Raw genomic sequence first — 22,837 nt, 5'->3', positions numbered from 1 at the left:
TAGGGAGAAGTAGTGCAACGCAATCTGTTCACCGAGGACCATGAGGCCTTCCGCGCGCTCGCGCGCGACTTCATCGAAAAGGAAGTCGTCCCTGCCTATCCCGAGTGGGAGAAGGGCGGCCGGATGCCCCGTGACGTCTTCAAGCACATGGGTGAACTCGGCATGCTCGGTATGGCGATTCCCGAGGAGTACGGCGGCGCCGGCATCGACGACTATCGGTACAACGTGGTGCTCCAGGAGGAGGCCGCCCGCGCCCTGGTGACGTTGTCGACGGTGCGCACGCAGCTCGAGGTGATCCTGCCGTACTTCCTGCACTACGCGAACGAAGAGCAGCGGCAGCGTTGGTTCCCCGGGCTGGCGGCGGGCACGCTGCTGACCGCGGTCGCGATGACCGAACCGGGCACCGGATCGGACCTGGCCGGCATGCGCACCACCGCGGTACGCGACGGTGACGAGTACGTGCTCAACGGCGCGAAGACGTTCATCACCGGTGGCATCCAGGCCGATCTGGTGGTCGTGGTGGCCCGGACGTCCACCGACCCGGAAAATCGGCGCAAGGGATTGACCCTGCTGGTCGTCGAGGACGGGATGGCGGGCTTCGAGCGGGGCCGCGAGCTGGAGAAGATGGGCTGCAAGGTGCAGGACACCGCGGAGCTGTCATTCAGCGATGTGCGGGTGCCGGTGGCCAACGTGCTGGGGGAGGAGGGCGAGGCATTCAGCTACCTCGGCCACAACCTGGCCCAGGAGCGCCTCACCGTGGCCGTGGGGTCGGTGGCACAGGCCCGCTCGGCCATCGCCGCGGCGATCGGCTACACCAAGGACCGCAAAGCGTTCGGCCAGCCGGTCGCGTCCTTTCAGAACACCAAGTTCGAACTGGCGGCATGCTCGACAGAGGTCGAAGCGGCCCAGGCGATGCTCGACCGGGCGGTGGCGCTGCACGTCGACGGCGAGCTGTCCGGTGCCGACGCAGCCCGGGTGAAACTGTTCTGCACGGAGATGCAGGCGCGGGTCATCGATCGTTGCCTGCAGCTCTTCGGCGGGTACGGCTACATGATGGAGTACCCCATCGCGCGGCTCTACACGGATGCCCGGGTGGCCCGAATCTACGCCGGGACCAGCGAGGTCATGAAGGTGATCATCGCCAAGTCGCTGGGGCTCTGACCGGGCGCTCCCGGCGGTTGTGACGGCCGCCGGGAATTTCTTTCTCTGAGACACTTGTCACAGACGGTCAAACCAACCTACTGTGTGTTCACTAGGTTGGTTCGACGAAGGAGTCCGGTGGCTTCGGTTGCAGGTGCAGAGGCGTCTTCTGGGGGCGCGCGGCCCTACGCGACGCTCCTGGCCAAGGGGGAAGACCGCAGGCAGCGGATACTTTCTGTGGCTGAGAAGCTGCTGGCCCGCAATGGGTGGCGCAACACCTCGCTGGCCCAGATCGCCCGGGAAGCCGGGGTCACGCCGGCCGGTCTGCTCCACCATTTCGAATCCAAGGAGCAACTGCTCAACGCCGTGCTCGACGCGCGCGACCACGACGACGACACCCACGCGGATCGGTCGGGGAACCTCGCAGACGAGATCAAGCGGGTGGCCGACCGGTTCGTACGGGCGCCCGAGCTGGTCGGCACGTTCACAGTGCTGCTGGTCGAGAACATCCAACCCGACGCTCCACTGCACGATCGTTTGCTCAAACGGCAACAGGATGCGCGCGACATCGTCGCGGACATCATCACTCGCGGCCAGCTCGACGGTCGCTACCGCTCCGACTTCGACGCGGCCACCAAGGCCGTGGAGATCCTGGCATTCATCAATGGAATGGAGACCTCATGGCTACTCGATCCCTCGCTCCCGTTGACGGACGTGTTCAAGAGCTACGCCGAGATGCTGGGGCGGGAAATCGAGCAGCCGGGCGGCCGCAACGGGGCGGCCGGCCAGTGAGATTGGAGGACGACATGCGGTATCGGCTTGATGTGGTCGCCCCCTGCGTGGTCGACGCGGTCCGGTTCGCCGGTGGCTGGCTGGTCGACCGGGTGATGGCGGGGTGGGACGTCACGGTGCTGATCGGTGCCGACGAAGATGTCCGTCCGCTGGCGATTCTCGGGGTGGAGACGATGCCCCTGGAGTCTGTCCTGGAGTCCTGGGAAGACCGCCCGCACCCGCAGACCGTCGCGGTGGCCGCCGATCTGTTCAACACCGACGAGCGGGTTCGGCGCGGCGTCCTGGGCGCGCTGGAGCAGGGTCACACCGAAGTGACATTGTGGGGCGACGAGTGTCCGGCGGACCTGAGCGTCGGCCCCGTACATCACGAACTATCCGCTGCCGCACGCGCTTTCAAGGCGCAGGCACTCGCGGCGGTCAACGATCCCGAGGCCAAGGTCGTCGGGACCACCGAGGCATTCCGGTGCGGCACGATGATCAGCCGCTCGGTGCCCGCAGACCTGACTCCGGCCAGCTGACGGAACGTTCCTGCCAACCGCAGATCAATTTCTGCCAGCGGAATTAACCCTCTGACCTCGATGTTTGATGGAACAGACCGGCGAAACGCAGTACCAGATCGCCGACCTGTGGGGCCGTAGCGCGATGCTCGACGCCACCTGAGAACACATCGGAAGAGGGCATCACCATGAAGAAGATCGGAGTCGCCACCCTGATCGCCGGCGGTCTGACCGCTGCCGTGTTCGGCTTCGCCGCGCCGGCTCAAGCCGACCCTGGCACCCCCGTCGGGCCGCACTACAGCGTCGACGACCACGACGAGGTCAACACCACGAACGGCTTTGTGGACCTTCCGTTCTGAGCCTGCGCACAGCTCGTCGACACTGCGTACAGATCGCGAAAATCGCCAAATTCGCGATCTGTACGCAGTTTCGGCATTGGACGAACGTTAGACGAAGGTGGGCATAGCGGCCCAGCCCCGCACCGCCGCGGTTTCCGATGGCTTGGCGTTGGCCCAGTCGACCTCCCACTCGGGGAAGCGTTTGAGGATCTCCTCCATGGCGATGCGGCCTTCCAGGCGCGCAAGCGCGTTGCCCATGCAGAAATGCGTTCCCGCACCGAAAGTCATGTGCGAGTGATGTTCCCGGTGGATGTCGAACACGTCGCCGTCGGGCGCGAACCGGCGATGATCGCGGTTGGCCGCGCCGACGAGCATCAGCATCGCCGAACCCTCCGGCACGGTCTGGCCGTAGTTCTCGACGTCGCGGGAGACGTAGCGGGCGATCTGTAGGGCCGGTGGCTCCCAGCGCAGGATCTCCTCGATCGCATCGGGAATCAGGTCCGGGCTGTTCACGAGATCGCGGCGCTGATCGGGATATTCGGCCAGCGTCTTGCCGGCCCAGCCGATCAGTCGGGTTGTGGTCTCGGAGCCCGCGGTGGCGATCACGGTCAGGTAGAGCAGCAGCTCGTCGCGGCGCAGCGTGCGCACCGTGCCGGTCTCATCGGTGAACTCGGCGTTGAGCAGGTCGGTCATGATGTCGTCGGACGGGTGTTCGGCCCGCCAGTCGATGAACTCCGCGAACACCTCACCGGTGGCCAGCGCATCGACAGTCTGACCCTGCAGCGTCTCTTCACCGTGATCGGTGATGGCCCGCTGCCGGTCTTCCGGGATGCCCAGGAGCATGCCGATGACCCGCATCGGCATCTGCTCGCCGAGATCGTTGACGAAGTCGAACTTGTCCGTCCCGACCAGCGGATCCAGGCAGCGTGCGGTGAACTCGCGGATCTGCGGTTCGAGCGCGAGCACCTTGCGCGGTGTGAACACCCGCGACAGCAGGTTGCGGTGGATGTTGTGGATCGGCGGATCCTCGAAGATCAACGTACCGGGCGGGATCTCCATGCCGGACTTGATGATCTCGAGCAGCGCACCGCGACCGGAGATGAATGTCTCGTGGTCGATGACGCCCTTGTTGACATCGTCGAAGCGGCTCAACGCGTAGAAGTCGTGCTGCTCGTTGTAGTAGAGCGGGGCTTCCTCCCTGATCCGGGCGAAGACCGGGTACGGGTTCATGTTGAGTTCGATGTTGTACGGGTCGTAGTACAGATCGGCTTCGGTCGAAGTTGGCACGGCTGATCTCCTGACCAGATTGAATGGGCTGTGCATCTGCTTAGCAGGCCGAAGGTGGCCCGGTCAAGGAATCGGCCGATAGCGTCCGGTTTCGGGCGGATTCGAAACTGGCCGTTGCAGATTGAAGTGCGAGTCGGTCCGTAATTCTTGTCTATCGGAATTACACTCGGCCGGGCTACTGTAAATCAGTGACAACGGCCGATGGAGGACTGATGACCGCTGAGGAGATCGTGCGGGCCGAGATCGCGGCATGGGGGCGCAACGACGTCGACGAAGTCATGAGTCACTTCGCCGAGGATGCCACCTTCGACATCGGGCCCGACTGGCCGAAGCTCTCGGGGCGCGACGCGATCCACGACATGATGAAGGTGTTCTTCGCCGGCGGGAACTGCGTAGACCTTGAGATCCTGCACCTCGCCGTGGCCGGGGACGTCGTGCTGATGGAACGGCGCGATCACTGGATCGTGGACGGTAAGCAGATGAGCTGGCCGGTGATGGGCGCCTATGAGGTGCGGGACGAGAAGATCACGGCCTGGCGGGAGTACTTCTATCCGCCGAAGGAGTCCTGAGTTCGATCACGACCTTACCGACCGCTTTCCCGGAGGCCACTTCACGCAGCGCCGCGGTGGTCTCGGTCAGCGGATAGACCGCACCGATGTGTGGCCGAACGGTCCCGCCGGCCAACAACTCCCGCAATTCCGCTTCATTGCGGGCGAACTCGTCCGGGTCGATGTCCTGGAACTGGAAGCCGAGGACCTCAATTCCCTTTACCAGCACCAGGTTCAGCGGAATCCGGGGGATGACGCCCGAGGCGTAGCCGATCGTCACGAATCGGCCGCCGCGGCGCAACGCGCGCAACGCCGGCTCGGAGAGGTCGCCGCCTATCGGGTCGAGTACCGCGTGGGCACCGTCAGGGAGCGCCTCTCGTAGGGTGGCGCGCAGGTCGCCCCGGGTGTGGTTGACGAGCAAGACTGCACCGTATTGTTCTGCAGTGGAGAGCTTTTCGTCCGACGATGCGACCGCGGTGACCCGGGCACCGAGCGCCGTCGCGAGCTGCACGGCCGCCAGGCCCACTCCGCCGCCGGCTCCGAGCACGATCACGTCGTCGCCCGGTCGGGTCCGGGACACCGACCGGAGCGTGTGATAGGCGGTGCGGTGGGCCACTCCGAAAGCCGCCGCGGTGCGGTCGTCCACGCCGTCGGGGATCCGGGCCAGTCCGGCGGTCGCGACACACACCTGTTCGGCGAACGCCCCGAACAACCCGGTGCCGGTCACCCGGTCGCCGACGGCGAAACCGTCGGTGTCACCGGCTACTTCGGTCACCACCCCGGCGAACTCGCTACCCGGGATGAACGGTACAGGCACCGTGATCTGGTACTGATCGGCGACCAACAGCACGTCCGGAAAGTTCACCGCGGCCGCGCCGACCTGGACACGCACCTGGCCGGACGCGATCGGGGGAGCGGGGAGTTCCTCGAGACGGACCACCTCCGGTGGCCCGTACTCGGGGCAGACCGCGGCCCTCACCGGTAGTCGCTGGATTCGGCGAGTTCGGCGGCCGAGGCCATCAGGTCGGTCACCACCGGCCCGAACGCCAGCAGCTTCTCGTCGTCGCCGGCCCGCTGAAAACCCTGCTCCAGCACGATCGCCAGCTTCCATTTGGCCAGCACCAGGTAGTAGTCGAGGTCGTCGACCTGGCGTCCGGACACCTTCGCGTAGTGCGCGACGACGTCGTCGCGAGACGGCATGCCGCGCATGTCCACATAGCCCATCTCTGACGGCTCGGGGTTGTCCGGATCGGAGGGCCACGATTGGACCATCCAGGCCAGGTCCAGCTTCGGATCACCCACGGTGCCCATCTCCCAGTCCACGATGGCGGCCAGGTCGGCCGGAGCGCCGTGGCGGTACATGACATTGGCGAACTGGTAGTCCCCGTGCATCAGTCCCGGGATGAAATCGAGCGGCTTGTGGGCCCGCAGCCAGTCCGTGGCGACCTCCAGCCCGGGCAACTCGCGGTTCCTGATCCGGTCGAGGAAACCGATCCAGCGGGAGACCTGGCGTTCGTGGAAGCCGTCGGGCCGACCGAGGTCACCCAGCCCTTTGGCCTGCCAGTCGACCTTGGACAGCAGCGCGATGCCTTCGGCCAGCTGATAACTCAGCCCGGGGCGGGTGCTCGGATCGGAGTCGAACGGCTCGGGCCAGCGACCGTGGGTATCCATCGGGGACCAGCCGTCGACGAAACCCATCAGATAGAACGGCCGGCCCAGCACCTCGGGATCGGCGCACACCCCGACCGCGGCGGTGTGCGGGACCTCCGTGCCGTCGAGCGCCTCGATGATGCGCCACTCCCGCAGGATGCCCTTGTCCCGGTCCGGCGGGGCCCCGGCCGGCGGCATCCGCAGGACGCAGTTGTGCTCGCCGCGGCGGATCTCGTAGATGACGTTCTGGGTTCCGCCGGACAGGAAGCGGGCCTCGAGCGGCTCGCCCTTGCCCTCGAGCCCGGCGTTGTCCATCCAGTCGGCAAGGCGCGCGGTATCTATCTCGCTCACAGGTTGCCCACCTCGGCCTCCAGGTACTCGGCGTACTTCGCCTTGGCGGCGTCGCGCTTGCGGGGTATCCACTCGGTGGGCCACGTGTCGGTGGTCGGCTGGTAGTCCCGCAACACCTGCCGGGCGACGGTGGTCTTGTGCACCTCGGTCGGACCGTCGGCCAGTCCCATCACCGCGGCGCCGGTGACCATGCCCAGGAACGGCATCTCGTTGGTGACGCCGAGCGCACCGTGGACCTGCATTGCGCGCCAGGCGATGTCGTGCAGCACGGTGGGCATGGCCACCTTGACCGCGGCGATGTCCTTGCGGACCTTCTTGTAGTCGTTGTACTTGTCGATCTCCCACGCGGTGTAGAGCACCATCAGCCGGAACTGCAGCAGCTGAGCGTAGGAGTCGGCGATGTAGCCCTGGACGAATTGCTTGTCGGACAGCCTGCTGCCCTGTGTCTCACGGCTGAGAGCGCGCTCGCACATCATGTCGAGCGCCTTCTGGGCCAGGCCGATCGTGCGCATCGCGTGGTGAATCCGGCCGCCGCCCAACCGGGTCTGGGCGATGACGAAGGCTTGTCCCTCGCCGCCCAGGAGGGCCTCGGCCGGTACCCGGACGTTGTCATAGTGGATCAGCGCATGGCTGCCGTGGTTGTCCGCTTCGCCGTACAGCCCGACGTTGCGGACGATCTCGACGCCGGGGGTGTCGGTGGGCACCAGGAACATCGACATGCCCTGGTAGGCGCTGACCTCAGGGTTGGTGACCACCATGACGATCAGGAACGAGGCCGTTGCGGCGTTGGAGGAGAAGAACTTCCACCCATTGATCACCCAGTCGTCCCCGTCGCGTATCGCGCTGGTGGTGAACAGCGTCGGGTCTGCACCGGCGTGCGGTTCGGTCATCGAATAGCAGGAGAACAACTCACCCTCGAGCAGCGGATGCAGGTACTTCTTCTTCTGCTCCTCTGTCCCGTAATGCGCGATGATCTCGGCGTTTCCGGTATCGGGGGCCTGACAGCCGAACACGATCGGAGCCCACTGAGAGCGGCCGAGGATCTCGTTCAGCAATGCCAGCTTGAGCTGTCCGTAGCCTTGGCCGCCCAGATCCGGACCGAGATGCGTTGCCCACAGACCCTTTTCGCGCACCTGCGCCTTGAGGGGATCGATCGCCTCGCGACGCTTGCCCTCCAGCTGCGTGAACTGCAGGTGCGGAAAGGCCAGATCGAGCGGCTCGACCTGCTCGGTGACGAATTCGTCGGCCCAGTCCAGTAGTTCCTGATACTGCGGGTCGGTCTCGAAATCCCACGCCATCGGGGTCCTCCGATCTAGTTGTTGGTGGAGTTGAAGCCGGTGATCATCGCGCTGATGTCGCGCGCGACGACGTCGGTGAACGAGCGGTTGCCGAAACCCCCGCCGGCCCAGTGCCGGACGCCCTCGCTGACCAGGATTTGGGCCAGCCGGGACAGGTGGGACACGTCGACGTGGGCGCCGAGCTTGCCGTCGGTCTGGGCCCGGCTGAACAACTCGCCGAACATGTCGGCGTCCTGGGTATCCGGGTCGACGTCGCCGGCCAGGATCCGGTGTTCGTGCCGGTACCCCTCCAGGATCGTCTCGACGATCAGCTCGGGTGGGTTGCGCGCCATCGACCGCTCGAGGCTGCGCAGTGCCTCGGTGATGACGGCCGTCATGTCGTAGTCGCCGACCAGCAGCGATTTCACCCGCTTCTGTGCCAGCCGGGTGGAGGTCAGGCCCACCTCGAACAGTACGTCCTCTTTGGCCGGGAAATAGAAGTAGAACAGGGCGCGGGACACCCCTGCGGCCCGGCAAATGTCGGCGACGGTGGTCTTCGCGTAGCCGTTGGTGCGCCAGAGCGCCATCGCGGCCTGCACCAGATCGCGCTTGGTCCGGTGCGAGCGGGCCCGTTGGAACGACGCGCGACGTTGACTGCTGTCAGCAGTATCTGTCGTGGTTCCCTTGGGCATATACGGCACTTTAACAACGGATTCGGCTCTTGAAAATAGTTGACGTTTGTCTAACTATCTCCCTGTGGGCCAATCCCTGGATGGCCGTCGGATCCTGGTCACCGGCGGCTCCTGGGGTATCGGAATTCCTCGGGCCCGAGGTCGCGCGCTGGGGGATCCGGCCCGCGACCTCGGGCCGGTTCTGGTGTTTCTGGCCGGCGACGGAGCGGGCTTCATCACCGGGCCAGTTGATCGCTGTCGACGGCAGACTGAGGATGCGCGGTGGCTGGTAGAGAATACTATTCTTGCTGCTTGTCGCTGATAGGTCGGGGTGCGGCGTTGACGCGAAACCGGTGCTGTGGAAATCTACTATTCGTAGATGAGAGCCACATTCTCATATGAGTGGCTGGAACGGGAGCAGCTGATGGCGATCGACCCAACCGGTATCGATTTTTTCCGCGATGAACGATTGGTCGACAACCCGTACCCATTCTTCGAGGCGCTGCGGAACAAGTGCCCGGTCACCCGTGAAGACCACTACAACGTGACCATGGTGACCGGCTGGGACGAGGCCGTGCAGGTCTACAACGACGAGGAGACCTTCTCGTCCTGCCTGTCGGTCACCGGGCCGTTCCCGGGGTTCCCGGTCCCGCTGGAGGGGCGCAGTGCCGAGGACGTGACCGCGCTCATCGACAAGCACCGCAACGATCTGCCGTTCAGCGATCAGCTGCCGACGCTGGATCCGCCCACCCACACCGATCACCGGTCGCTGTTGATGCGGTTGATCACGCCCAAGCGCCTCAAGGAGAACGAGGACGCCATGTGGCAGCTGGCCGACGAGGTGCTCGACAGCTACCTGGCGCCCGGCGGCGGCGAGTTCATCAAAGGCTTCGCCGGTCCGTTCACGCTCCTGGTGATCGCCGACCTGCTCGGTATCCCGCCAGAGGATCGGGAAGGCTTCGTCAACGGCATCAAGCAGCATTCCGGCGGCGGCATCGGCAGCACAAGCAAGGAATCGCTGTCCCACAGCCCGCTGGAGTTCCTCTACGGCCAGTTCTCCGACTACGTGTCGGACCGCCGGGCCAACCCGCGCGATGACGTCCTCACCGGGCTGGCGGAGGCCACGTTCCCGGACGGCAGCATCCCCGACGTCGGCGATGTCGCGCGGGTGGCGACGAATGTCTTCTCGGCCGGACAGGAGACCACGGTGCGCCTGCTCAGCACCGCGTTGAAGGTCTTGGGCGAACAGCCGGAGATCCAGCAGCGGCTTCGGGCCGACCGCAGCCTGATCCCGAACTTCATCGAGGAGGCGCTGCGCATCGAGAGCCCGGTCAAGGGCGACTTCCGGCTGTCGCGCTGCCCGGTGACGATCGGCGACACCGAGTTGAATGCCGGTACCACGGTGATGGTGCTCAACGGTGCGGCCAACCGCGATCCGCGGCGCTTCGAGGATCCCGACATCTTCGACCCGGCGCGCAAGAATGCCCGCCAGCACCTGGCTTTCGGCCGCGGCATCCACAGCTGCCCCGGTGCCCCGTTGGCACGTGCCGAGACCCGGGTCGGTATCGAGCGGTTGCTGGACCGGACCACCGACATCCGGATCTCCGAGGCCGAGCACGGTTCGGACGGCGACCGTCGCTACAACTACATCCCCACCTTCATCCTGCGTGGGCTGACCGAACTGCACCTGGAGTTCGACAGCTGATGCGGGTCCGGGTTGACGAGGACCGTTGTGCCGGCCATGGCATGTGCCTGACGCTGTGTCCCGAGGTCTTCGAGATGTCAGACGACGGTTGGGCGGTGGCCGATCCGGAAGAGGTTCCGGCAGGACTTGAGGATGCGGCACGCGAGGCGATACAGAATTGCCCGGAGCGGGCAATCAGCGAAATCGAAGGCTAGAGAAGGAGTTCGGACATGGCAGTTGCCAAGGGATATGTGATCATCACCGAGGACATCAAGGACCCGGCCGGGATGGGGGAGTACGCGAAGCTGGCGTCGAAGGCCATGGGCGGTGCCACCATCGTGGCCGTCGACCAGAAGCCGGAGGTCATCGAGGGCGCCTGGCACGGCACCCAGACCGTCGTGCTGGAGTTCGAGTCCGTCGACGCCGCGCGGGAATGGTATTACTCCGACGCCTACCAGGCAGCCGCCAAGGTCCGTCAGGGCGCGGCGGAGTGCAACGGCATCATCATCTCCGGCTTCCCTTCCTGATCGGCGGCCGCAGTGCGTTACAGCATCACCTACCCGATGCACACTCACCCCTACCACCCGGATCTGGTGAGCGGCAGCGGAGTTGCGGCGATGGCGGCTGCGGCTGAAGCGGCGGGTTTCGACGGCTTCGGGTTCACCGACCATCCCGCCCCGTCGCAACGCTGGCTTGACGCCGGCGGTCACGATGCGTTGGATCCGTTCGTGGCCATGGCCTTCGCCGCGGCACACACCACGACCCTGCGCCTGGTGCCCAACATTGTGGTGCTGCCGTATCGAAATCCGTTCGTGGTGGCCAAATCCGGTGCCACCCTCGACGTGCTGTCCGGCGGCCGGTTCACCCTGGCCGTCGGAGTCGGTTACCTCAAGCGGGAATTCGGTGCGCTCGGGGTCTCCTACGATGAGCGCGCTGCACTCTTCGACGAGGCGCTCGAGGTGATCCGCGGCGTCTGGACCACCGACGACTACACCTTCGAGGGGAAGAGCTTCAGCGCCCGGGGTATCACGGCGCACCCCCGGCCGGCGGCGAGCCCGCATCCTCCGATCTGGATCGGCGGCAACACGTCTGCCGCGCGCGCCCGCGTGGCCAAACACGGCGACGGCTGGTGCCCGTTCGCCGCGCCGGCGGGTCTGGCCAAGACCGCGGGTACGGCAGCGATCGATTCACTGGACGCCTTGGCTACCGGCATCGAGGATCTGCGGGCGCGGCTGGCCGCGGCCGGTCGCGATCCGGAAGCAATCGACATCGTGTTCAACAACTTTGAGGGCGGTAGCCCCGGCGACGATGACTTCGATGCCGAGGCCTATCTGGCCGGTGTGGACAAGCTCGCCGCGCTGGGGGTGACCTGGCTGCACGTGACTCTGCCCGGCGACAGTCTGGCGCATGCGCTGGAGGCCGCCGAGGAATTCGGGAAGACGGTTATCTCCGCCGCATAGATCAGGCCGGCGTCAACGCGGCAATCGGCGTGGTGGTCGTGGCGTGCACGAGTAGCTCGGCCAGCTCGCGCGGGCGGCTCAGGAACGGCGAGTGCGATGCGTCGATGGTCAGCTGTTCGACACCGAGGCGTTGGGTGACGGTGTCGGCCAGCCATTGCGGCATCGAGCGGTCCTGCAGACAGCGGATGAAGCTGCGAGGCAGATCGGCCCCCCAGAACTGCGGCACAGACACCGGCGTGACCGTGGTGTCGCCGAATCGCTCGGGGCCGAGGCGATCGAAAGCCCAACGCGCCGTTGCCTCGTCGCAGTCGTGGTAGAAGTAACGCCACGCGCCGTCGAAGTCGGCGAAGTGCATGGCGCCTTCCTCGTCGAAATGCAGGTAGCCCAGCATCTCGCCGACATCACCGTCGAATTCGCCGCCCAATTGGTCCTCGGCCGAACGCATGGCCATGGCTTCGGGATAGGTCCGGCCCTCTCTGGGCAGCGCCGCGGCCAGATACACGATGTGGCCCACCAGTTCCGGGGCCGCATCGGCGGCCAGGGTCGCGTCGAACCCGCCGCCGGAATGTCCGACCAGCACATCGCCGGGCTGCATCACCTCGACGATCGCGGCCCGCCGGTTGGCCAGGGTTGATTCCTCGGCTACCCGGGCGCCATGTCCGGGCAGGTCCACGGCGACGCCGTCGTGACCCAGGCTCTGCAACTCGGCGACGGTCCGCTCCCAACACCAGGCCGCGTGAAAACCGCCGTGTACGAAGACGAACCGCACGCCTACTCGTCCTTGATCGAGATAGCCTGCCGGGGACACTGGCGCACCGCTTCGCGGATCAGCGCCTCGTTCTCGGGCGTCACATCCTCCTGAAGGATGTGGAGGTAGTCCTGATCGTCGAGGTCGAACACTTCGGGGATGATCCCCATACAGACCGCGTTGCTCTCGCAGATCTCGAAATCGACGTGAACCTTCTTGGTCATCAGCGCCCTCTGTTCTTCGCGCAAGCGCTCATCACCTCAACACCTTCACCGGCACGTGCGAGTAGCCCGCCACATTCTGCATGTGAACCCGCTGCAGCTCATCCCATTTCACCTCGTAGCGGGGCATGAAGTCGAGCAGCTTCTCCAGCGCGACGGCGCTCTCCATACGGGCCAGTGCGGCCCCGAGACAGCTGTGGATGCCGTAGCCCAGCCCCAGGTTCTGTGCCTCCGTGCGGTCGCGCTCGATGTCGAAGGCGTCGGCGTCGGTGAACGCGTTGGGATCGCGGTTGGCCGCGGCACTGATCAGGAACACCGCCTTGCCCGCCGGGATGGTGCCACTGGGCACGTGGGCTTCCTTGAGGGTGTAGCGCACGTTGTACTGCACCGGGCCCTCGTAGCGCAGCAATTCCTCGACGGCGGCCGGGATCTTCTCGCGGTCGTCGAGGAGTTTCTGCCACTGCTCCGGGTTGCGCGCGAACAGCACCATGGCGGTGCCGATGAGTTTGGTGACGGTCTCGGCTCCGGCCCCGCCCAGCAGGGTGGCGAACCCGGTGATCTCGATGTCGTCGAGGCGGCGCATCTGGCCGTCCTCGCCGGGGATCTCGGCGGCGATGAGCCGGCTGATCATGTCGTCCTGCGGGTCTTCCCGGCGTTTCTGCACCAACCCGTAGTAGTAGATGCCGGTATCGATGTTGGCCTGCATTCCGGCTTCTGAGTAGCCGATCTGGCCGGGTTCACGGGACAGACTGGTGTCGATCCAGTGCCGGACCTGCTGGCGGTACTCCGGGTCGACGCCGGCCATCCGGGTGATGACCTCGACGGGGAACGGGCCCGAGAAATCCTGGACGACATCGAATTCGTCGGACTTGATCAATCCGAGGTGGTGGTCGATCTGTTCCACCACCGTGTCGCGCTGCGACTGGATCATGCGCGGGGTGAACGCCTTGTTCAGCAGGCTGCGCATGTGCCGGTGATCGGGCGGGTCCATGAAGATGATCGACTTCTGCGGCGGCTCGTCGCTTTGCACCATGGCCAGATCGCAGCCGCGCGACGAGGAGAACGCCTCGTGATCCTTCAGCGCCGCCGACACGTCCTCATGCCGGGTCAGGGCATAGAAGTCGGAGTCCTCGTTGTAGTAGAGCGGCGCGTCCTGGCGCATCCGCCGGTACATGTCGAACGGGTTGTTGAAGAACTCCTCGGAGAACGGATCGAAAATCACCTGGGCCTTGGTCATTGGCTGGCTCCTCCTTCGCGGCGGGCTGGGCCGGAAGTGCTGTGAAACGTTACGGGAATCTGTTGAACTGTAACGCTAACAGTAAACCCTTTGGGAGTGTTTGAAAAGCACAAAATGGGTGCTGATCAGGTCGTGACGGCGGGCCGGCTCACTTGAGTGCAGCGTCGAGCAGGTCCTCGAGTCGGCCCAGGTCGCTGTCCAGCTCAGAGGCTGTTCTGCGGACCACGGCCACGTCCTTGCCGATGAATTCGCCGACCCGGGCGATGAATGCGTCTGCGGAGCCGGTGGCGGCGATACCGCCCAGCGCGCGACTTGCCGCACTGCCGTGGGTGAGTGCGGTCAGTAGCGTCGCCTCGTCGATGCCCAGTCGATCGCCCAGGCGCACGCCCTCGGCCACGGCGCCGATCTGCGCGGCGAACAACGCGTTGTTCACCAACTTCACCCGTTGTCCGGCGCCGACCGGGCCGACGTGCAGTACCGGATCGGCATAGGAGGTCAGCACCTCGCGGGCGCGAGCGACCGCGTCGTCGTCACCGCCGGCGAACACCGTGACGGTGCCGGCCGCGATGTCATGCGGTCCGCCGCTGACCGGTGCGTCGACGACGGCGATGCCGCGGGCGGCCCCGCGCTCGGCGAGGGCCTCGGCAGTGCGGGGGCTGCCGGTGGTGTGCAGCACCAGCACAGAACCGGCCGGCATCTCGTCGATCAGATCCGGGCAGAGTTCCCGGACCTGATCGTCGGTGAACACGCAGACGATCGTGACGCCGGCATCGGCGACGGCAGCGCTCGCCGAATCCACCGGCTCAGCGCCGAGTTCGGCTATCGCAGCGCGCTTTTCGTCGTCGCGGCCCAAGGCTCGCACCTGGTGTCCGGCGTCGGTCAGGCGGCGCACCATCGGAGCGCCCATCCGGCCTGCCCCGATGAAACCGATATGCATCAGCGGGGATGGTTCATGATCGCCAGGGCGTTGTCCGCCGCGTCAAACACCGCCCCCTGGGGGGCCGAGGCATCGTCGGCCAGGCTGGCGGCATGGCGGCAGTCCTTCTGCAGCAGCGCCCCCGCGATCGGTGCCAGGTTGTCCAGCGTCCCGCCGAACATGGCGATGCTGTTGAGAGCCTTACTGGTGGCCGAGCCGCGCGAGATCACCTCGCACAACGCCTGGCGCGGAACGCCAAGCGCCTCACCGAGTTCCAGCGCACTCATGGCGGAACCCAGGTTGGCGCTGAACAGCAGGTTGTTCAGGATCTTGGCGACCTGGCCGGCACCGATGCCGCCGAGGTGCACGATCGGGTCGGCATAGGTGGCGAACACCGGCCGCACCCGTTCGACGACTTCCTCGTCGCCGCCGAGCATCACCAGCAGGGTGCCCGCTGAGGCGGCGGGCTCGCCACCGCTCACCGGGGCGTCGACGACAGAAACACCCTGGGCGGCAGCCTTTTCTGCGATCTCCCGACAGGTGTCGGGGTGCACCGTGGAGTGAATGGCGATGACGCCGCCGGGCGCGAGTCCGGCCAGCACACCGTTCTCGCCGTCGAGCACCTGGCGGACGTCGTCGTCGCCGACCACACACAGGCAGACCAGATCACTGGCGGCGGCCAGTTCGGCGGGGGAACCGGCGGTCTTGGCCGCGGTGTCGGCGAAGGGTTCCAGGGACGCCGGGCGCCGGGCCCACAGGGTCGTCTCGAAGCCGCCTTCGACAATCCGCCGGGCCATCGGCGCGCCCTGGCTGCCCAGCCCGATAAATCCGACTCGCATCAACCTGCCTCCACTTCCACTTCGGTGCGCGCACTGTCGGCGACGCACTCATCGGCGAACGACAACACCTTGCGGTGATAACTCGCGGCGGTCAGCCCCACACTGAGGTTGTGCCCGCTATCGGCGAGCTCACCGGTCTGGACCCGGGGCGCGGCGGTGAACATCGCGCCGATCGCGGCCAGTGCCTCGGCATCGGACTGCCAGACGTTCTCGAACTCGCCGGCGAGGAACTGCACAGGCACTTTCGTCTGGCCGGCCAGCGCCGGAAAGTCCTGCCGAGACCAGGTTTTGATGACATCACCCTCGTAAGCGGTGCCACCCGCCGACAATCCGGCGCCGACCACGTCCGACGGGTAGAGCCGGGCCGGCTCCCACAGCAGCTCACGCAGACCGCGCGGCCGGTTCACGGGTGAGGCGTCCTTCAGCAGGTCCTGTGCACCCGGGTGATACCGGCGGCCGGTGCCGGCCAGTGACACGCCGAGTACCTCGGGCCGTTGCACCGCCAGGTGCAGTGCCAGCTCGCAGCCCATCGAATGGCCCAGAACGAACAGGTCCGCCGCACCGGCGATGCGCTGGATTGCGCCGAACGCCAGCGCGACCCGTTGTTCGGGCCGTGCCATGGCGTCCGGGTAGGCCGCCGACGCGCCATAGCCGGGGCGATCCAGCGCGATCACGGTGTACCCCTGGTCGACGGCGATGCGCAACAGCGACAGCTCCGGGTGCCCGGGGCAGTCGAAGTAAGCAGACGTGGTGGCCCCGCCGTGCAATGCGACGACGACGGCGCGCGGGGCAGGGGACTCGGCGACCAGGGCCGACATCGGGACGCCGTCGACCATCACCACCCTGGGGTGCGGATCGGCCTTGCTCATGGCTTAGTCGTCCCTGCGCATCAGCAGCACGCCGCTCGGGGTCAGACCACCGCTGCTGGCCACAGCGACGCGCGCGTCGGCCACCTGGCGCTCAGCGGCCTCGCCGCGTAGCTGGGTGACAGCCTCGTGGATGAGGCCCATCCCGTGGGTGCGGCCGTGCGAGAGCTGCCCGCCGTGGGTGTTGAGCGGGATGACGCCGTCGCGGGCGATGTTGTGGCCGCCGTCGAGGAAGTCCTTGGCCTCCCCGATGCCGCAGAAGCCAAGCCCCTCCAGCCAGGACAGGCAGTTGAAGCTGAATCCGTCATAGAGCTCGGCGACATCGACATCGCTGGGGCGCAACGAGGTTCGCGACCACATGTGGGCGCTCTGGCCGAGCACCTGCGGTTCGTGGGTCAGGGTGGTCTGGTCCCAGTCCAATCGCTCGATGATCTGGGTGCCCACCGCCTCGAACAGGATCGGCGGCTTGGCCAGATCGCGCGCGACATCGACGGCCGAGACGATGACAGCCACCGCGCCGTCGCACGGCACGTCGCAGTCGTATAGGCCGAATGGCGTGGTGATCATGCGGGCCGACAGGTAGTCGTCCATGGTCATCGGATCGCGGTAGATCGCGGTCGGGTTCAGTGTGGCGTTGGCACGCTGGTTCAGCGCGATCCAGCCGAGCGTCTCCCGCGTCGTGCCATATCGGTCGAAGTGGCGGCCGGCGTTCTGGGCCAACGTGTGTGCCGCCGAGGTGGACCCGAACGGGTGTTGCCAGCTGTTGCTACGGCCACCCATCGGAGGGGACATCTTGCCCTCCTTGACCAGCTGGCCGAAGGTCGACTCCCATAGCGTGCGGAAACACAGAACGTGTTTGGCCATTCCGGTGGCGACCGCCATCATGGCCGCGATCACCGAGCCACCGGGGCCGAAGGTGTCCATACCGCCGTTGATCCACGTCGGCCGGAGCCCGAGCGCGCCCTCCAGTGCGCTCACGCCACCTTCGCCCATGCCGGCGATGTCCAGACCCGGATAGGTGGACAAACCGTCGATGTCGTCGAACGTCAAACCGGCGTCGGCGACTGCTTTTTCGGCGGCTTCGATGGTCAGCGACAGCGGCGGCACCATCAGCCGGCGGCCGATGGCGGACATGCCGATGCCGGTGATGGCCGAGTGGTCCTCGAACTTCTCCTTGGTCAGCATCGGCCGGACGTACTTGCCGACGTCCTGGGGGGCGACGGGTTCGGCGACCGGAGGGGTGGAGGTGGTGTCGGCCGACGGCTTGAACACCGGCAGCCAGACATCCTCGATGTGCAGGAACTCGACCTCTACCGGCATCCCTAGCTTTAGATCGTCCGGCTCGCAGTCGACGATGTTGGTCGTCAGCCGGACCCGGGGATCCTCGGCGATGGCCACCTCGGCCACCACATACGGCGGCGGCATATCGGGGAAACCGAACCGGTGGTTGACCGTGAACCCCGCCAGCGATGCACGGCCGGACACGTCACGCACGCCCATGTTGTGGCTGCGGCAATAGCGGCAGATCGGCTGCGGCGGATGGATGAGGGCGCTGCAGTCCTGGCACTCCTGGATTCGCAGCACCCCGTCGGCGCCCGCAGTCCAGAAGTACTCGTTGAGCGTGGTGACCGTCGGGAGCGGACGTCCCGGTATCTGTGACAACTCGACTCCGGTGGTAAGCGGGTTATTCTGTGTGGAGAATCACGTTACCAGTTTCCGGTATCGGTGATCCAGAACCAACGTATTCGAGCCGGGCTCAGCCGGCCTCCCGCTGTGTCCGGGTGTCCTTCAACTCGATGATCGCGTGCACGGGGCAGTCCAGCAGGGCACGCCGGACCGCGTCCTCGTCGGCCTCGGGAATGTTGCCGTCACCCTGAAGTGAGGCGTACCCCCAGTCGTCGAGCGGGAAGTACTCCGGTGCGTGCTTGGCGCACAATCCGAAGCCATCGCACAACGTGCGATCGAGCTTGATCTTCATACCGCCACCACCGCCTCCAGGGACTCCACCTCGTAGGGCCGATCGGCAGTGAATGCACCGGAACGGCAAGTCTGACAGCCATTTTCGAGGTGGCGCTGTACCGGGTCGGGGAACTGGGACAGCAGGCTCGCCGCCACATTGGCCGCGCCGTCGAGCGTGGCGCAGGCACCACGGCCGCGCAACACCACCGACCACCGCTTGAGCCGGTCCAGGTCCTCCTGCGTGGCCAGACCGTCGCGCAGGCCCGTGGCCACGGCTGCCATGGCGGCCGTTCCGTTGAAGCACGAACCGCATTGGCCTGCGTTCTCGCGGTCGAAGTACGCCAGCACCGACGCCGCGACCGCCACCGGGCAGTCATCGGTGAGGATGCCGATGGCGCCGCAGCCCAACCCGCTGCCGAGGGCCCGCACCGACTCGTGATCCAGTGTGATCCCGACGATGTCGCGGTTGACCAGTCCGGCGAAGTACCCGCCCATCAGCGCCCCGTGGACTTTGTCGGGGGACACCCCGTGCAGGGTCAGCAGATCGGCGAAGGCGATGCCGTGCGGCAGTTCGTACAGCGCCGGCGCGCGTCCGGCCCCGGTGATCGTGGCCAGGAAGGTGCCGGGGGAGGCCTCGGTGCCTAGTTCCCGGAACGTCTGGGCGCCGTGCTGGTGGAGGAACGCCAGGTGGGCCAGCGTCTCGACATTGCTGATCAGCGTCGGCTTGCCATCCACCCCCTCCTCGAACGGGCGCGGTGGCTTGTCCGTCGGTTTGGCCGGTCCTCCGTTGACCACGTGTACGGCGGCGGTTTCCTCGCCCGCGACGTAACCTGGGGCGACGGTGAGCAATTCGATCGCCACACCGGGCAATTCGCCGGGGAGTTCGGCGAGCGCGCGCTCGATGCTCTCGGCGGCCCGGGGATCCGACACGTACACCACGGCACGGCCGGCACCGACGATCCCGGCGGCCAGTCGCAGGCCATCCAACACCGCATGTGGGCGGTTGCGCAGCAACCAGCGGTCCTTGATCGAGGCCGGCTCGCCCTCTTCGCCGTTGGCGATCACCACTGAGCCGATCTTGGCCTCGCCGCCCTGCTGCCCGTTGTCGCGGACCGTGCGCAGTTTCACCGCCATCGGGAAGGCCGCGCCGCCCCGACCGAGCAATCCGCCGGCCTGTACCTCGTCCAGCAACTGCTCCGGATCGGTAAGGGCGCCATAGCCCCCGGCCCGCTGATAGTCGGTCAGGCCTTCGGGCCCGTCACGCAGGAGGCGCGGGGTGATTCCCGGCCATGCCGCGACCGTCAGTTCGGCTGTCATGGTCACATCCCGTCCCCGGTTAGGCTTACCGGCATGAGAACTGCGGTGGTGCGCGTCGGCGTCGACCCGGCCGGTGAGCTCGGGGGCCAGGAGCTATCCGACGGCATGGCAACGCTCCGTGAGTTGCTGGGCGAACGTGGTGCCGAGGTGTTGGACAACCAGCTCGCCGGACTGCCCGCGAATCGCCGCGAGGTCGAGGTGTTGATCGCCGGCAACGACGCACCAGAGCTGCAGGCCATTGCGATGGAACTGTGTGCCAAGGCTTTTGGCACCGCGCCCACGGCTGGGGTGGTCACCTTCGTGAGCCGCGGGACCGACGAGGACGCCCGCGGCGTACTGGCTGGTTTCGGCCTGTCGGGCGACATCGTTCGGTCCGTCGATGACGAGGGCTGGGATGTGGTGACGGTGACCCTGGACAAGGCCGACCTGACCCGCGTCCCGGAAAGCCGCGTCCACACCGCCCTGGAGGCTTCCCTGAACTGCGAGGTGCACATCCGGACGGTGTGAGGGCGACGGCACTGCGCTCACCTGGGCTCCGATGAGGTCGACCCCAGGAATTCGATGATCGCCGGTGCGGCCTGTACCCAGGTGTCGAACATGTTGAACCGCTTGACCTTCCCCGAGGCCCGATCCTCACCGGCGCGCTCCCAGGCGTCCTCGGGCCACGGCGGGTCGATCAGCTTGGAACCCTTGATCAGGCAGCTGACCTCAAGGGAGGTGCGCTTGGGATGGTCCAGATCGTTCTCGCCGCCACGGATGATGAGCGTCGGCACGGTGATGTTGTCGAACATCTCGTCCTCGACGCCGGGAATGGTCTGGCCGGGCTTCGGCACGAACGCATTGAGCCAGCGCAGCATCAGCTTGAGGAACTCATCAGGATCCTGAGCCAGGATGCGGTCGCGGTTCACCGAGTTCTCGGCGGCGCGCTCTTTCCACTCCTCAATGGCGGCAACGGCTTTCATGCCCGCTCCGCGAACGGCCAGGATGCTCGGCACGATGTAGTAGGAGCCGAGCACGAACGACCCGTACACGCCGCCGACGATGTTCCACACCACGAGTTTGGTGACGACCTCGGGGTAGAGCATCGCGGTCAGCATAGAATCGCGAGCCCCGCCGGAACCGCCGGCCAGGATGCACGGACCGATGCCCAGCTTGGTGATCAGCGCCGAGAGCGTCTCGGCGCGCATGTGCGATTCGCTCTGGCCGTAGAACTGGATGTCAGAGCGGCCGCAATTGGGCCGGTCCCACAGCAGCACCCGATAGCCGCCCTTGACCAGGGCCTGGGCCAGCGGACGCAGTCCGGGAATGTCCTTGCTGAACCGGCCGCCGGGCGTCAGCGCGATGAAATCGCCTTCTTTGCCCAGGATCTCGTAGACGACGTTGCCGCCGTTTATCTCGATGGTCTTCTCGCCCCGCTTGAGTTCCGGGGTTCCCAACGGAAATTGAATCTCACCCGACATCGTTGATTCGCTCGCAAGCTCGCTCATGCCATCACCAACACATCATCTCCAACCACACGGACCGGGTAGGTACGGATACTCCATTCCGGCTTCACCGCGGTGGTGCCGGTTGCCAGCTCGAAACCCCATTGGTGCCAGGGGCAGTAGATGAACTCCTTGTCGCGCACCATCACCGCGTCGCCCGGCACATCATCGTCGACCACCGTGCGGCCCCGGGCACGGCCTGAGCACAGCGGACCGCCCTCGTGCGGGCAGTAGTTGGCGATGGCGTAGAAGGTGCCGTTGACGTTGTACACACCGACACCGTGGCGGCCGATCGGCACCAGTTTGTGTGTGCCGGGCGGGATCTCCTCCACGGTGGCGACAACGTGCTCGCGACCCTGCGCGAGCCGGGGGCGCTTGTCAGGCTCGCTCACTAGAACACCCGGACCTGTCCCTCGAGGACCGGGACGGTTTCGGGCAGCTTGTAGGTCTCGATGCCGTTGCGGAACATGATGGCCTCACGGGCGTGCTCGGGCAGGTGCTTGACCAGCCACCGCGGGTCGTCGAACGTCCAGTGCGGGTAGTCGCTGGAGTACAGCAGGATCTTCTCGCACTCCATCCACTCGAACGCCCGCGACAGCTCGGTCTTGTCCTCGGGGTAATCGAGCGGCTGGGTCGAGAACTTGATGTGGTCCTTGACGTACTCGCTCGGCTTGCGCTTGATGTCCATCCAGGACTTGCGTGCCTCATAGATCGCGTCCATCCGCCACATCAGCGGCAGGATCCAGGTGAACGCGTGCTCGATGAACACGATGCGCAGCGTCGGGAACCGGTCGAAGACGCCGTCGAAGATCAGGCTCATCACCTGGTTGGCCGCCAACAGTGAGTACGTGACCATGAAGTCGTGGTTGTAGCTCGGCAGGCCCACCGGGGGAAGCGGCAGGTTCTCGAACTCACCCCGGGACAGGTGGCAGCTCACGGTGATGTCGTGCTTGGTCGCTGCCGCCCACACCGGGTCGTACTTCGGGTCGCCCCACGACGGCCGCGGCTCGGCCTTGATCAGGACCTGGGACATGTATGGGTGTTCGGCCCACTTCTCGATCTCGGCCACCGCCAGTGACGGTTCCTCGACGGCCACGCAGATCGAGCCGCGCCAGCGCTCATGCCAGTTGTTGTGCGGGTCCAGCCAGTTGTCGGCGAGCCAGGAATTGGTGGCGGTGCAGTAGGCCGCGGTGGCCTCACCCAGGCGGCTCTCGCTGTGCGTCGGTTCCAGGATCGCGATGTCCGAACCGGCTTCCATGATGAGCTGGCGCAGCGCCATATCGGGGTCGCTGCAGGCGAACTCACCGTCGGGCGGGAAGGCGTCGAGCCGCATCGCGTAGGAGTGCGCGTAATCGGGTGCGTCGTAGTAGATCTGGTCGCCGACCGGATGGCTCATGAAGAATTTGCTGCGCCACGGCTCCGGGATGTACTCGAGGAGCTGACCGCGCTTGGGCATGGGGTGGACGTCGGAGTCGACGCACCGCACCGCAATTCGCTCCGTGGCGGGCACCCGTGGACTCGTCGTGATTGGCTGGTTGGTTGACATACAGGGCCT

Annotated in this window: 27 protein-coding genes and 1 pseudogene; 11 read left to right on the top strand and 17 right to left on the bottom strand. The window is 66.2% G+C overall.

From position 1 onward, the window contains the following. Positions 1-12: 12 nt before the first annotated feature. The 4 genes from EH231_RS11750 to EH231_RS33810 all read left to right on the top strand — a co-directional run bounded on the left by EH231_RS11750 (position 13) and on the right by EH231_RS33810 (position 2,788). A complete protein-coding gene (locus tag EH231_RS11750; protein WP_090435127.1) occupies positions 13-1,161 on the top strand; it encodes an acyl-CoA dehydrogenase family protein in 1,149 nt (382 codons plus the stop codon). A gap of 117 nt (positions 1,162-1,278) precedes the next feature. Beyond that, a complete protein-coding gene (locus EH231_RS11745) occupies positions 1,279-1,932 on the top strand; it encodes a TetR/AcrR family transcriptional regulator (protein ID WP_090435132.1) in 654 nt (217 codons plus the stop codon). A gap of 14 nt (positions 1,933-1,946) precedes the next feature. Further along, entirely contained in the window at positions 1,947-2,450 is a 504-nt protein-coding gene (locus EH231_RS11740) for a hypothetical protein (protein WP_090435331.1), read from the top strand. Between the two features lie 167 nt (positions 2,451-2,617). Beyond that, complete coding sequence (locus EH231_RS33810; protein WP_164480858.1) at positions 2,618-2,788, top strand: hypothetical protein; 171 nt, start codon at positions 2,618-2,620, stop codon at positions 2,786-2,788. 87 nt (positions 2,789-2,875) lie between these two features. On the opposite strand, the gene EH231_RS11735 is transcribed toward EH231_RS33810, so the two are convergent. Continuing rightward, on the bottom strand, positions 2,876-4,090 hold the full coding sequence (locus EH231_RS11735; RefSeq protein WP_124712470.1) for a cytochrome P450: 1,215 nt from the start codon (positions 4,088-4,090) through the stop codon (positions 2,876-2,878). A gap of 176 nt (positions 4,091-4,266) precedes the next feature. On the opposite strand from EH231_RS11735, the gene EH231_RS11730 reads away from it, so the two are divergent. Beyond that, the gene (locus tag EH231_RS11730; protein WP_090435139.1) at positions 4,267-4,623 is read left to right on the top strand and encodes a limonene-1,2-epoxide hydrolase family protein; all 357 of its coding nucleotides are present in this window, start codon (positions 4,267-4,269) and stop codon (positions 4,621-4,623) included. On the opposite strand, the gene EH231_RS11725 is transcribed toward EH231_RS11730, so the two are convergent. From EH231_RS11725 to EH231_RS11710, 4 genes are read right to left on the bottom strand one after another with little or no spacing between them, the layout of a single operon-like run. Next, entirely contained in the window at positions 4,580-5,581 is a 1,002-nt protein-coding gene (locus EH231_RS11725; RefSeq protein WP_124712469.1) for an NADPH:quinone oxidoreductase family protein, read from the bottom strand. The genes EH231_RS11730 and EH231_RS11725 overlap by 44 nt on opposite strands. Next, positions 5,578-6,567 carry a phosphotransferase family protein gene (locus tag EH231_RS11720; protein ID WP_124714259.1) on the bottom strand — a complete coding sequence of 330 codons (990 nt, stop codon included), beginning with the start codon at positions 6,565-6,567 and terminating at the stop codon, positions 5,578-5,580. Before EH231_RS11720 ends, EH231_RS11725 begins: the two co-directional genes overlap by 4 nt. Before the next feature lie 32 nt (positions 6,568-6,599). Continuing rightward, positions 6,600-7,901: an acyl-CoA dehydrogenase family protein gene (locus EH231_RS11715; protein WP_090435145.1), complete on the bottom strand. Its 1,302-nt coding sequence runs from the start codon at positions 7,899-7,901 to the stop codon at positions 6,600-6,602. A 14-nt stretch (positions 7,902-7,915) separates the two neighbouring features. After that, complete coding sequence (locus EH231_RS11710; RefSeq protein WP_170856518.1) at positions 7,916-8,572, bottom strand: TetR/AcrR family transcriptional regulator; 657 nt, start codon at positions 8,570-8,572, stop codon at positions 7,916-7,918. 139 nt (positions 8,573-8,711) lie between these two features. Here EH231_RS11710 and EH231_RS34245 point away from each other — a divergent pair. From EH231_RS34245 to EH231_RS11685, 5 genes and pseudogenes are all read left to right on the top strand, one after another. Continuing rightward, a pseudogene (locus EH231_RS34245) lies at positions 8,712-8,844 on the top strand (short-chain dehydrogenase); the annotation flags it as partial. A 131-nt stretch (positions 8,845-8,975) separates the two neighbouring features. After that, positions 8,976-10,256 (top strand): cytochrome P450, encoded by a 1,281-nt coding sequence (locus tag EH231_RS11700; protein ID WP_090435340.1) that lies wholly within the window; start codon positions 8,976-8,978, stop codon positions 10,254-10,256. Then, the gene (locus EH231_RS11695; RefSeq protein WP_090435149.1) at positions 10,256-10,450 is read left to right on the top strand and encodes a ferredoxin; all 195 of its coding nucleotides are present in this window, start codon (positions 10,256-10,258) and stop codon (positions 10,448-10,450) included. The genes EH231_RS11700 and EH231_RS11695 overlap by 1 nt, the downstream gene beginning before the upstream one ends. Positions 10,451-10,465: 15 nt before the next feature. Beyond that, on the top strand, positions 10,466-10,762 hold the full coding sequence (locus EH231_RS11690) for a DUF1330 domain-containing protein (RefSeq protein ID WP_090435152.1): 297 nt from the start codon (positions 10,466-10,468) through the stop codon (positions 10,760-10,762). A 12-nt stretch (positions 10,763-10,774) separates the two neighbouring features. After that, positions 10,775-11,695 (top strand): LLM class F420-dependent oxidoreductase, encoded by a 921-nt coding sequence (locus EH231_RS11685; RefSeq protein WP_090435155.1) that lies wholly within the window; start codon positions 10,775-10,777, stop codon positions 11,693-11,695. Between the two features lies 1 nt (position 11,696). On the opposite strand, the gene EH231_RS11680 is transcribed toward EH231_RS11685, so the two are convergent. The 9 genes from EH231_RS11680 to EH231_RS11640 form a co-directional block, all read right to left on the bottom strand. Continuing rightward, positions 11,697-12,464, bottom strand: coding sequence for an alpha/beta fold hydrolase (locus tag EH231_RS11680; RefSeq protein ID WP_124712468.1), 768 nt, complete (start codon positions 12,462-12,464; stop codon positions 11,697-11,699). A gap of 2 nt (positions 12,465-12,466) precedes the next feature. Then, positions 12,467-12,667 carry a ferredoxin gene (locus EH231_RS11675; protein WP_044522319.1) on the bottom strand — a complete coding sequence of 67 codons (201 nt, stop codon included), beginning with the start codon at positions 12,665-12,667 and terminating at the stop codon, positions 12,467-12,469. A 31-nt stretch (positions 12,668-12,698) separates the two neighbouring features. Then, a complete protein-coding gene (locus EH231_RS11670) occupies positions 12,699-13,901 on the bottom strand; it encodes a cytochrome P450 (RefSeq protein ID WP_090435158.1) in 1,203 nt (400 codons plus the stop codon). Positions 13,902-14,049: 148 nt separating this feature from the next. Then, positions 14,050-14,838 (bottom strand): NAD(P)-dependent oxidoreductase, encoded by a 789-nt coding sequence (locus EH231_RS11665; protein ID WP_090435161.1) that lies wholly within the window; start codon positions 14,836-14,838, stop codon positions 14,050-14,052. Continuing rightward, positions 14,838-15,656, bottom strand: a complete 819-nt coding sequence (locus EH231_RS11660) for an NAD(P)-dependent oxidoreductase (protein WP_090435164.1) — start codon at positions 15,654-15,656, stop codon at positions 14,838-14,840. Before EH231_RS11660 ends, EH231_RS11665 begins: the two co-directional genes overlap by 1 nt. Further along, on the bottom strand, positions 15,656-16,525 hold the full coding sequence (locus tag EH231_RS11655; protein WP_090435166.1) for an alpha/beta fold hydrolase: 870 nt from the start codon (positions 16,523-16,525) through the stop codon (positions 15,656-15,658). Before EH231_RS11655 ends, EH231_RS11660 begins: the two co-directional genes overlap by 1 nt. 3 nt (positions 16,526-16,528) lie before the next feature. After that, positions 16,529-18,184 (bottom strand): thiolase C-terminal domain-containing protein, encoded by a 1,656-nt coding sequence (locus EH231_RS11650; protein ID WP_090435169.1) that lies wholly within the window; start codon positions 18,182-18,184, stop codon positions 16,529-16,531. Positions 18,185-18,278: 94 nt separating this feature from the next. Beyond that, positions 18,279-18,500: a ferredoxin gene (locus tag EH231_RS11645; protein WP_090435172.1), complete on the bottom strand. Its 222-nt coding sequence runs from the start codon at positions 18,498-18,500 to the stop codon at positions 18,279-18,281. Further along, positions 18,497-19,798, bottom strand: coding sequence for an NADH-ubiquinone oxidoreductase-F iron-sulfur binding region domain-containing protein (locus EH231_RS11640; RefSeq protein WP_205264197.1), 1,302 nt, complete (start codon positions 19,796-19,798; stop codon positions 18,497-18,499). Before EH231_RS11640 ends, EH231_RS11645 begins: the two co-directional genes overlap by 4 nt. 33 nt (positions 19,799-19,831) lie before the next feature. Here EH231_RS11640 and EH231_RS11635 point away from each other — a divergent pair, with 33 nt between their 5' ends. Then, positions 19,832-20,305 (top strand): hypothetical protein, encoded by a 474-nt coding sequence (locus EH231_RS11635; protein WP_164480857.1) that lies wholly within the window; start codon positions 19,832-19,834, stop codon positions 20,303-20,305. Positions 20,306-20,322: 17 nt separating this feature from the next. Here the strand turns inward: EH231_RS11635 and EH231_RS11630 are convergent, their stop codons facing one another. From EH231_RS11630 to EH231_RS11620, 3 genes are read right to left on the bottom strand one after another with little or no spacing between them, the layout of a single operon-like run. Then, positions 20,323-21,258, bottom strand: a complete 936-nt coding sequence (locus tag EH231_RS11630; protein WP_090435181.1) for an alpha/beta fold hydrolase — start codon at positions 21,256-21,258, stop codon at positions 20,323-20,325. A gap of 23 nt (positions 21,259-21,281) precedes the next feature. Next, positions 21,282-21,674 carry a Rieske (2Fe-2S) protein gene (locus EH231_RS11625; RefSeq protein ID WP_090435185.1) on the bottom strand — a complete coding sequence of 131 codons (393 nt, stop codon included), beginning with the start codon at positions 21,672-21,674 and terminating at the stop codon, positions 21,282-21,284. Beyond that, positions 21,674-22,828, bottom strand: a complete 1,155-nt coding sequence (locus tag EH231_RS11620) for an amidohydrolase family protein (RefSeq protein WP_164480856.1) — start codon at positions 22,826-22,828, stop codon at positions 21,674-21,676. The genes EH231_RS11625 and EH231_RS11620 overlap by 1 nt, the downstream gene beginning before the upstream one ends. Between the last annotated feature and the right edge of the window lie 9 nt (positions 22,829-22,837).

It is taken from the genome of Mycolicibacterium nivoides (assembly GCF_003855255.1).
Taxonomy (GTDB): domain Bacteria; phylum Actinomycetota; class Actinomycetes; order Mycobacteriales; family Mycobacteriaceae; genus Mycobacterium; species Mycobacterium nivoides.
The sequence above is the reverse complement of the archived record's forward strand: the minus strand, read 5'-3'. Positions and strand labels throughout refer to the sequence as shown.

Coding starts and splice junctions, on each gene's coding strand:
- EH231_RS11740 (WP_090435331.1), top strand. CDS start 1,947: ATGCGGTATCGGCTTGATGTGGTCGCCCCCTGCGTGGTCGACGCGGTC.
- EH231_RS33810 (WP_164480858.1), top strand. CDS start 2,618: ATGAAGAAGATCGGAGTCGCCACCCTGATCGCCGGCGGTCTGACCGCT.
- EH231_RS11735 (WP_124712470.1), bottom strand. CDS start 4,090: ATGCACAGCCCATTCAATCTGGTCAGGAGATCAGCCGTGCCAACTTCG.
- EH231_RS11730 (WP_090435139.1), top strand. CDS start 4,267: ATGACCGCTGAGGAGATCGTGCGGGCCGAGATCGCGGCATGGGGGCGC.
- EH231_RS11720 (WP_124714259.1), bottom strand. CDS start 6,567: ATGGACAACGCCGGGCTCGAGGGCAAGGGCGAGCCGCTCGAGGCCCGC.
- EH231_RS11715 (WP_090435145.1), bottom strand. CDS start 7,901: ATGGCGTGGGATTTCGAGACCGACCCGCAGTATCAGGAACTACTGGAC.
- EH231_RS11710 (WP_170856518.1), bottom strand. CDS start 8,572: ATGCCCAAGGGAACCACGACAGATACTGCTGACAGCAGTCAACGTCGC.
- EH231_RS11700 (WP_090435340.1), top strand. CDS start 8,976: ATGGCGATCGACCCAACCGGTATCGATTTTTTCCGCGATGAACGATTG.
- EH231_RS11695 (WP_090435149.1), top strand. CDS start 10,256: ATGCGGGTCCGGGTTGACGAGGACCGTTGTGCCGGCCATGGCATGTGC.
- EH231_RS11690 (WP_090435152.1), top strand. CDS start 10,466: ATGGCAGTTGCCAAGGGATATGTGATCATCACCGAGGACATCAAGGAC.
- EH231_RS11675 (WP_044522319.1), bottom strand. CDS start 12,667: ATGACCAAGAAGGTTCACGTCGATTTCGAGATCTGCGAGAGCAACGCG.
- EH231_RS11670 (WP_090435158.1), bottom strand. CDS start 13,901: ATGACCAAGGCCCAGGTGATTTTCGATCCGTTCTCCGAGGAGTTCTTC.
- EH231_RS11665 (WP_090435161.1), bottom strand. CDS start 14,838: ATGCATATCGGTTTCATCGGGGCAGGCCGGATGGGCGCTCCGATGGTG.
- EH231_RS11660 (WP_090435164.1), bottom strand. CDS start 15,656: ATGCGAGTCGGATTTATCGGGCTGGGCAGCCAGGGCGCGCCGATGGCC.
- EH231_RS11655 (WP_090435166.1), bottom strand. CDS start 16,525: ATGAGCAAGGCCGATCCGCACCCCAGGGTGGTGATGGTCGACGGCGTC.
- EH231_RS11645 (WP_090435172.1), bottom strand. CDS start 18,500: ATGAAGATCAAGCTCGATCGCACGTTGTGCGATGGCTTCGGATTGTGC.
- EH231_RS11640 (WP_205264197.1), bottom strand. CDS start 19,798: ATGACAGCCGAACTGACGGTCGCGGCATGGCCGGGAATCACCCCGCGC.
- EH231_RS11635 (WP_164480857.1), top strand. CDS start 19,832: ATGAGAACTGCGGTGGTGCGCGTCGGCGTCGACCCGGCCGGTGAGCTC.
- EH231_RS11630 (WP_090435181.1), bottom strand. CDS start 21,258: ATGTCGGGTGAGATTCAATTTCCGTTGGGAACCCCGGAACTCAAGCGG.
- EH231_RS11620 (WP_164480856.1), bottom strand. CDS start 22,828: ATGTCAACCAACCAGCCAATCACGACGAGTCCACGGGTGCCCGCCACG.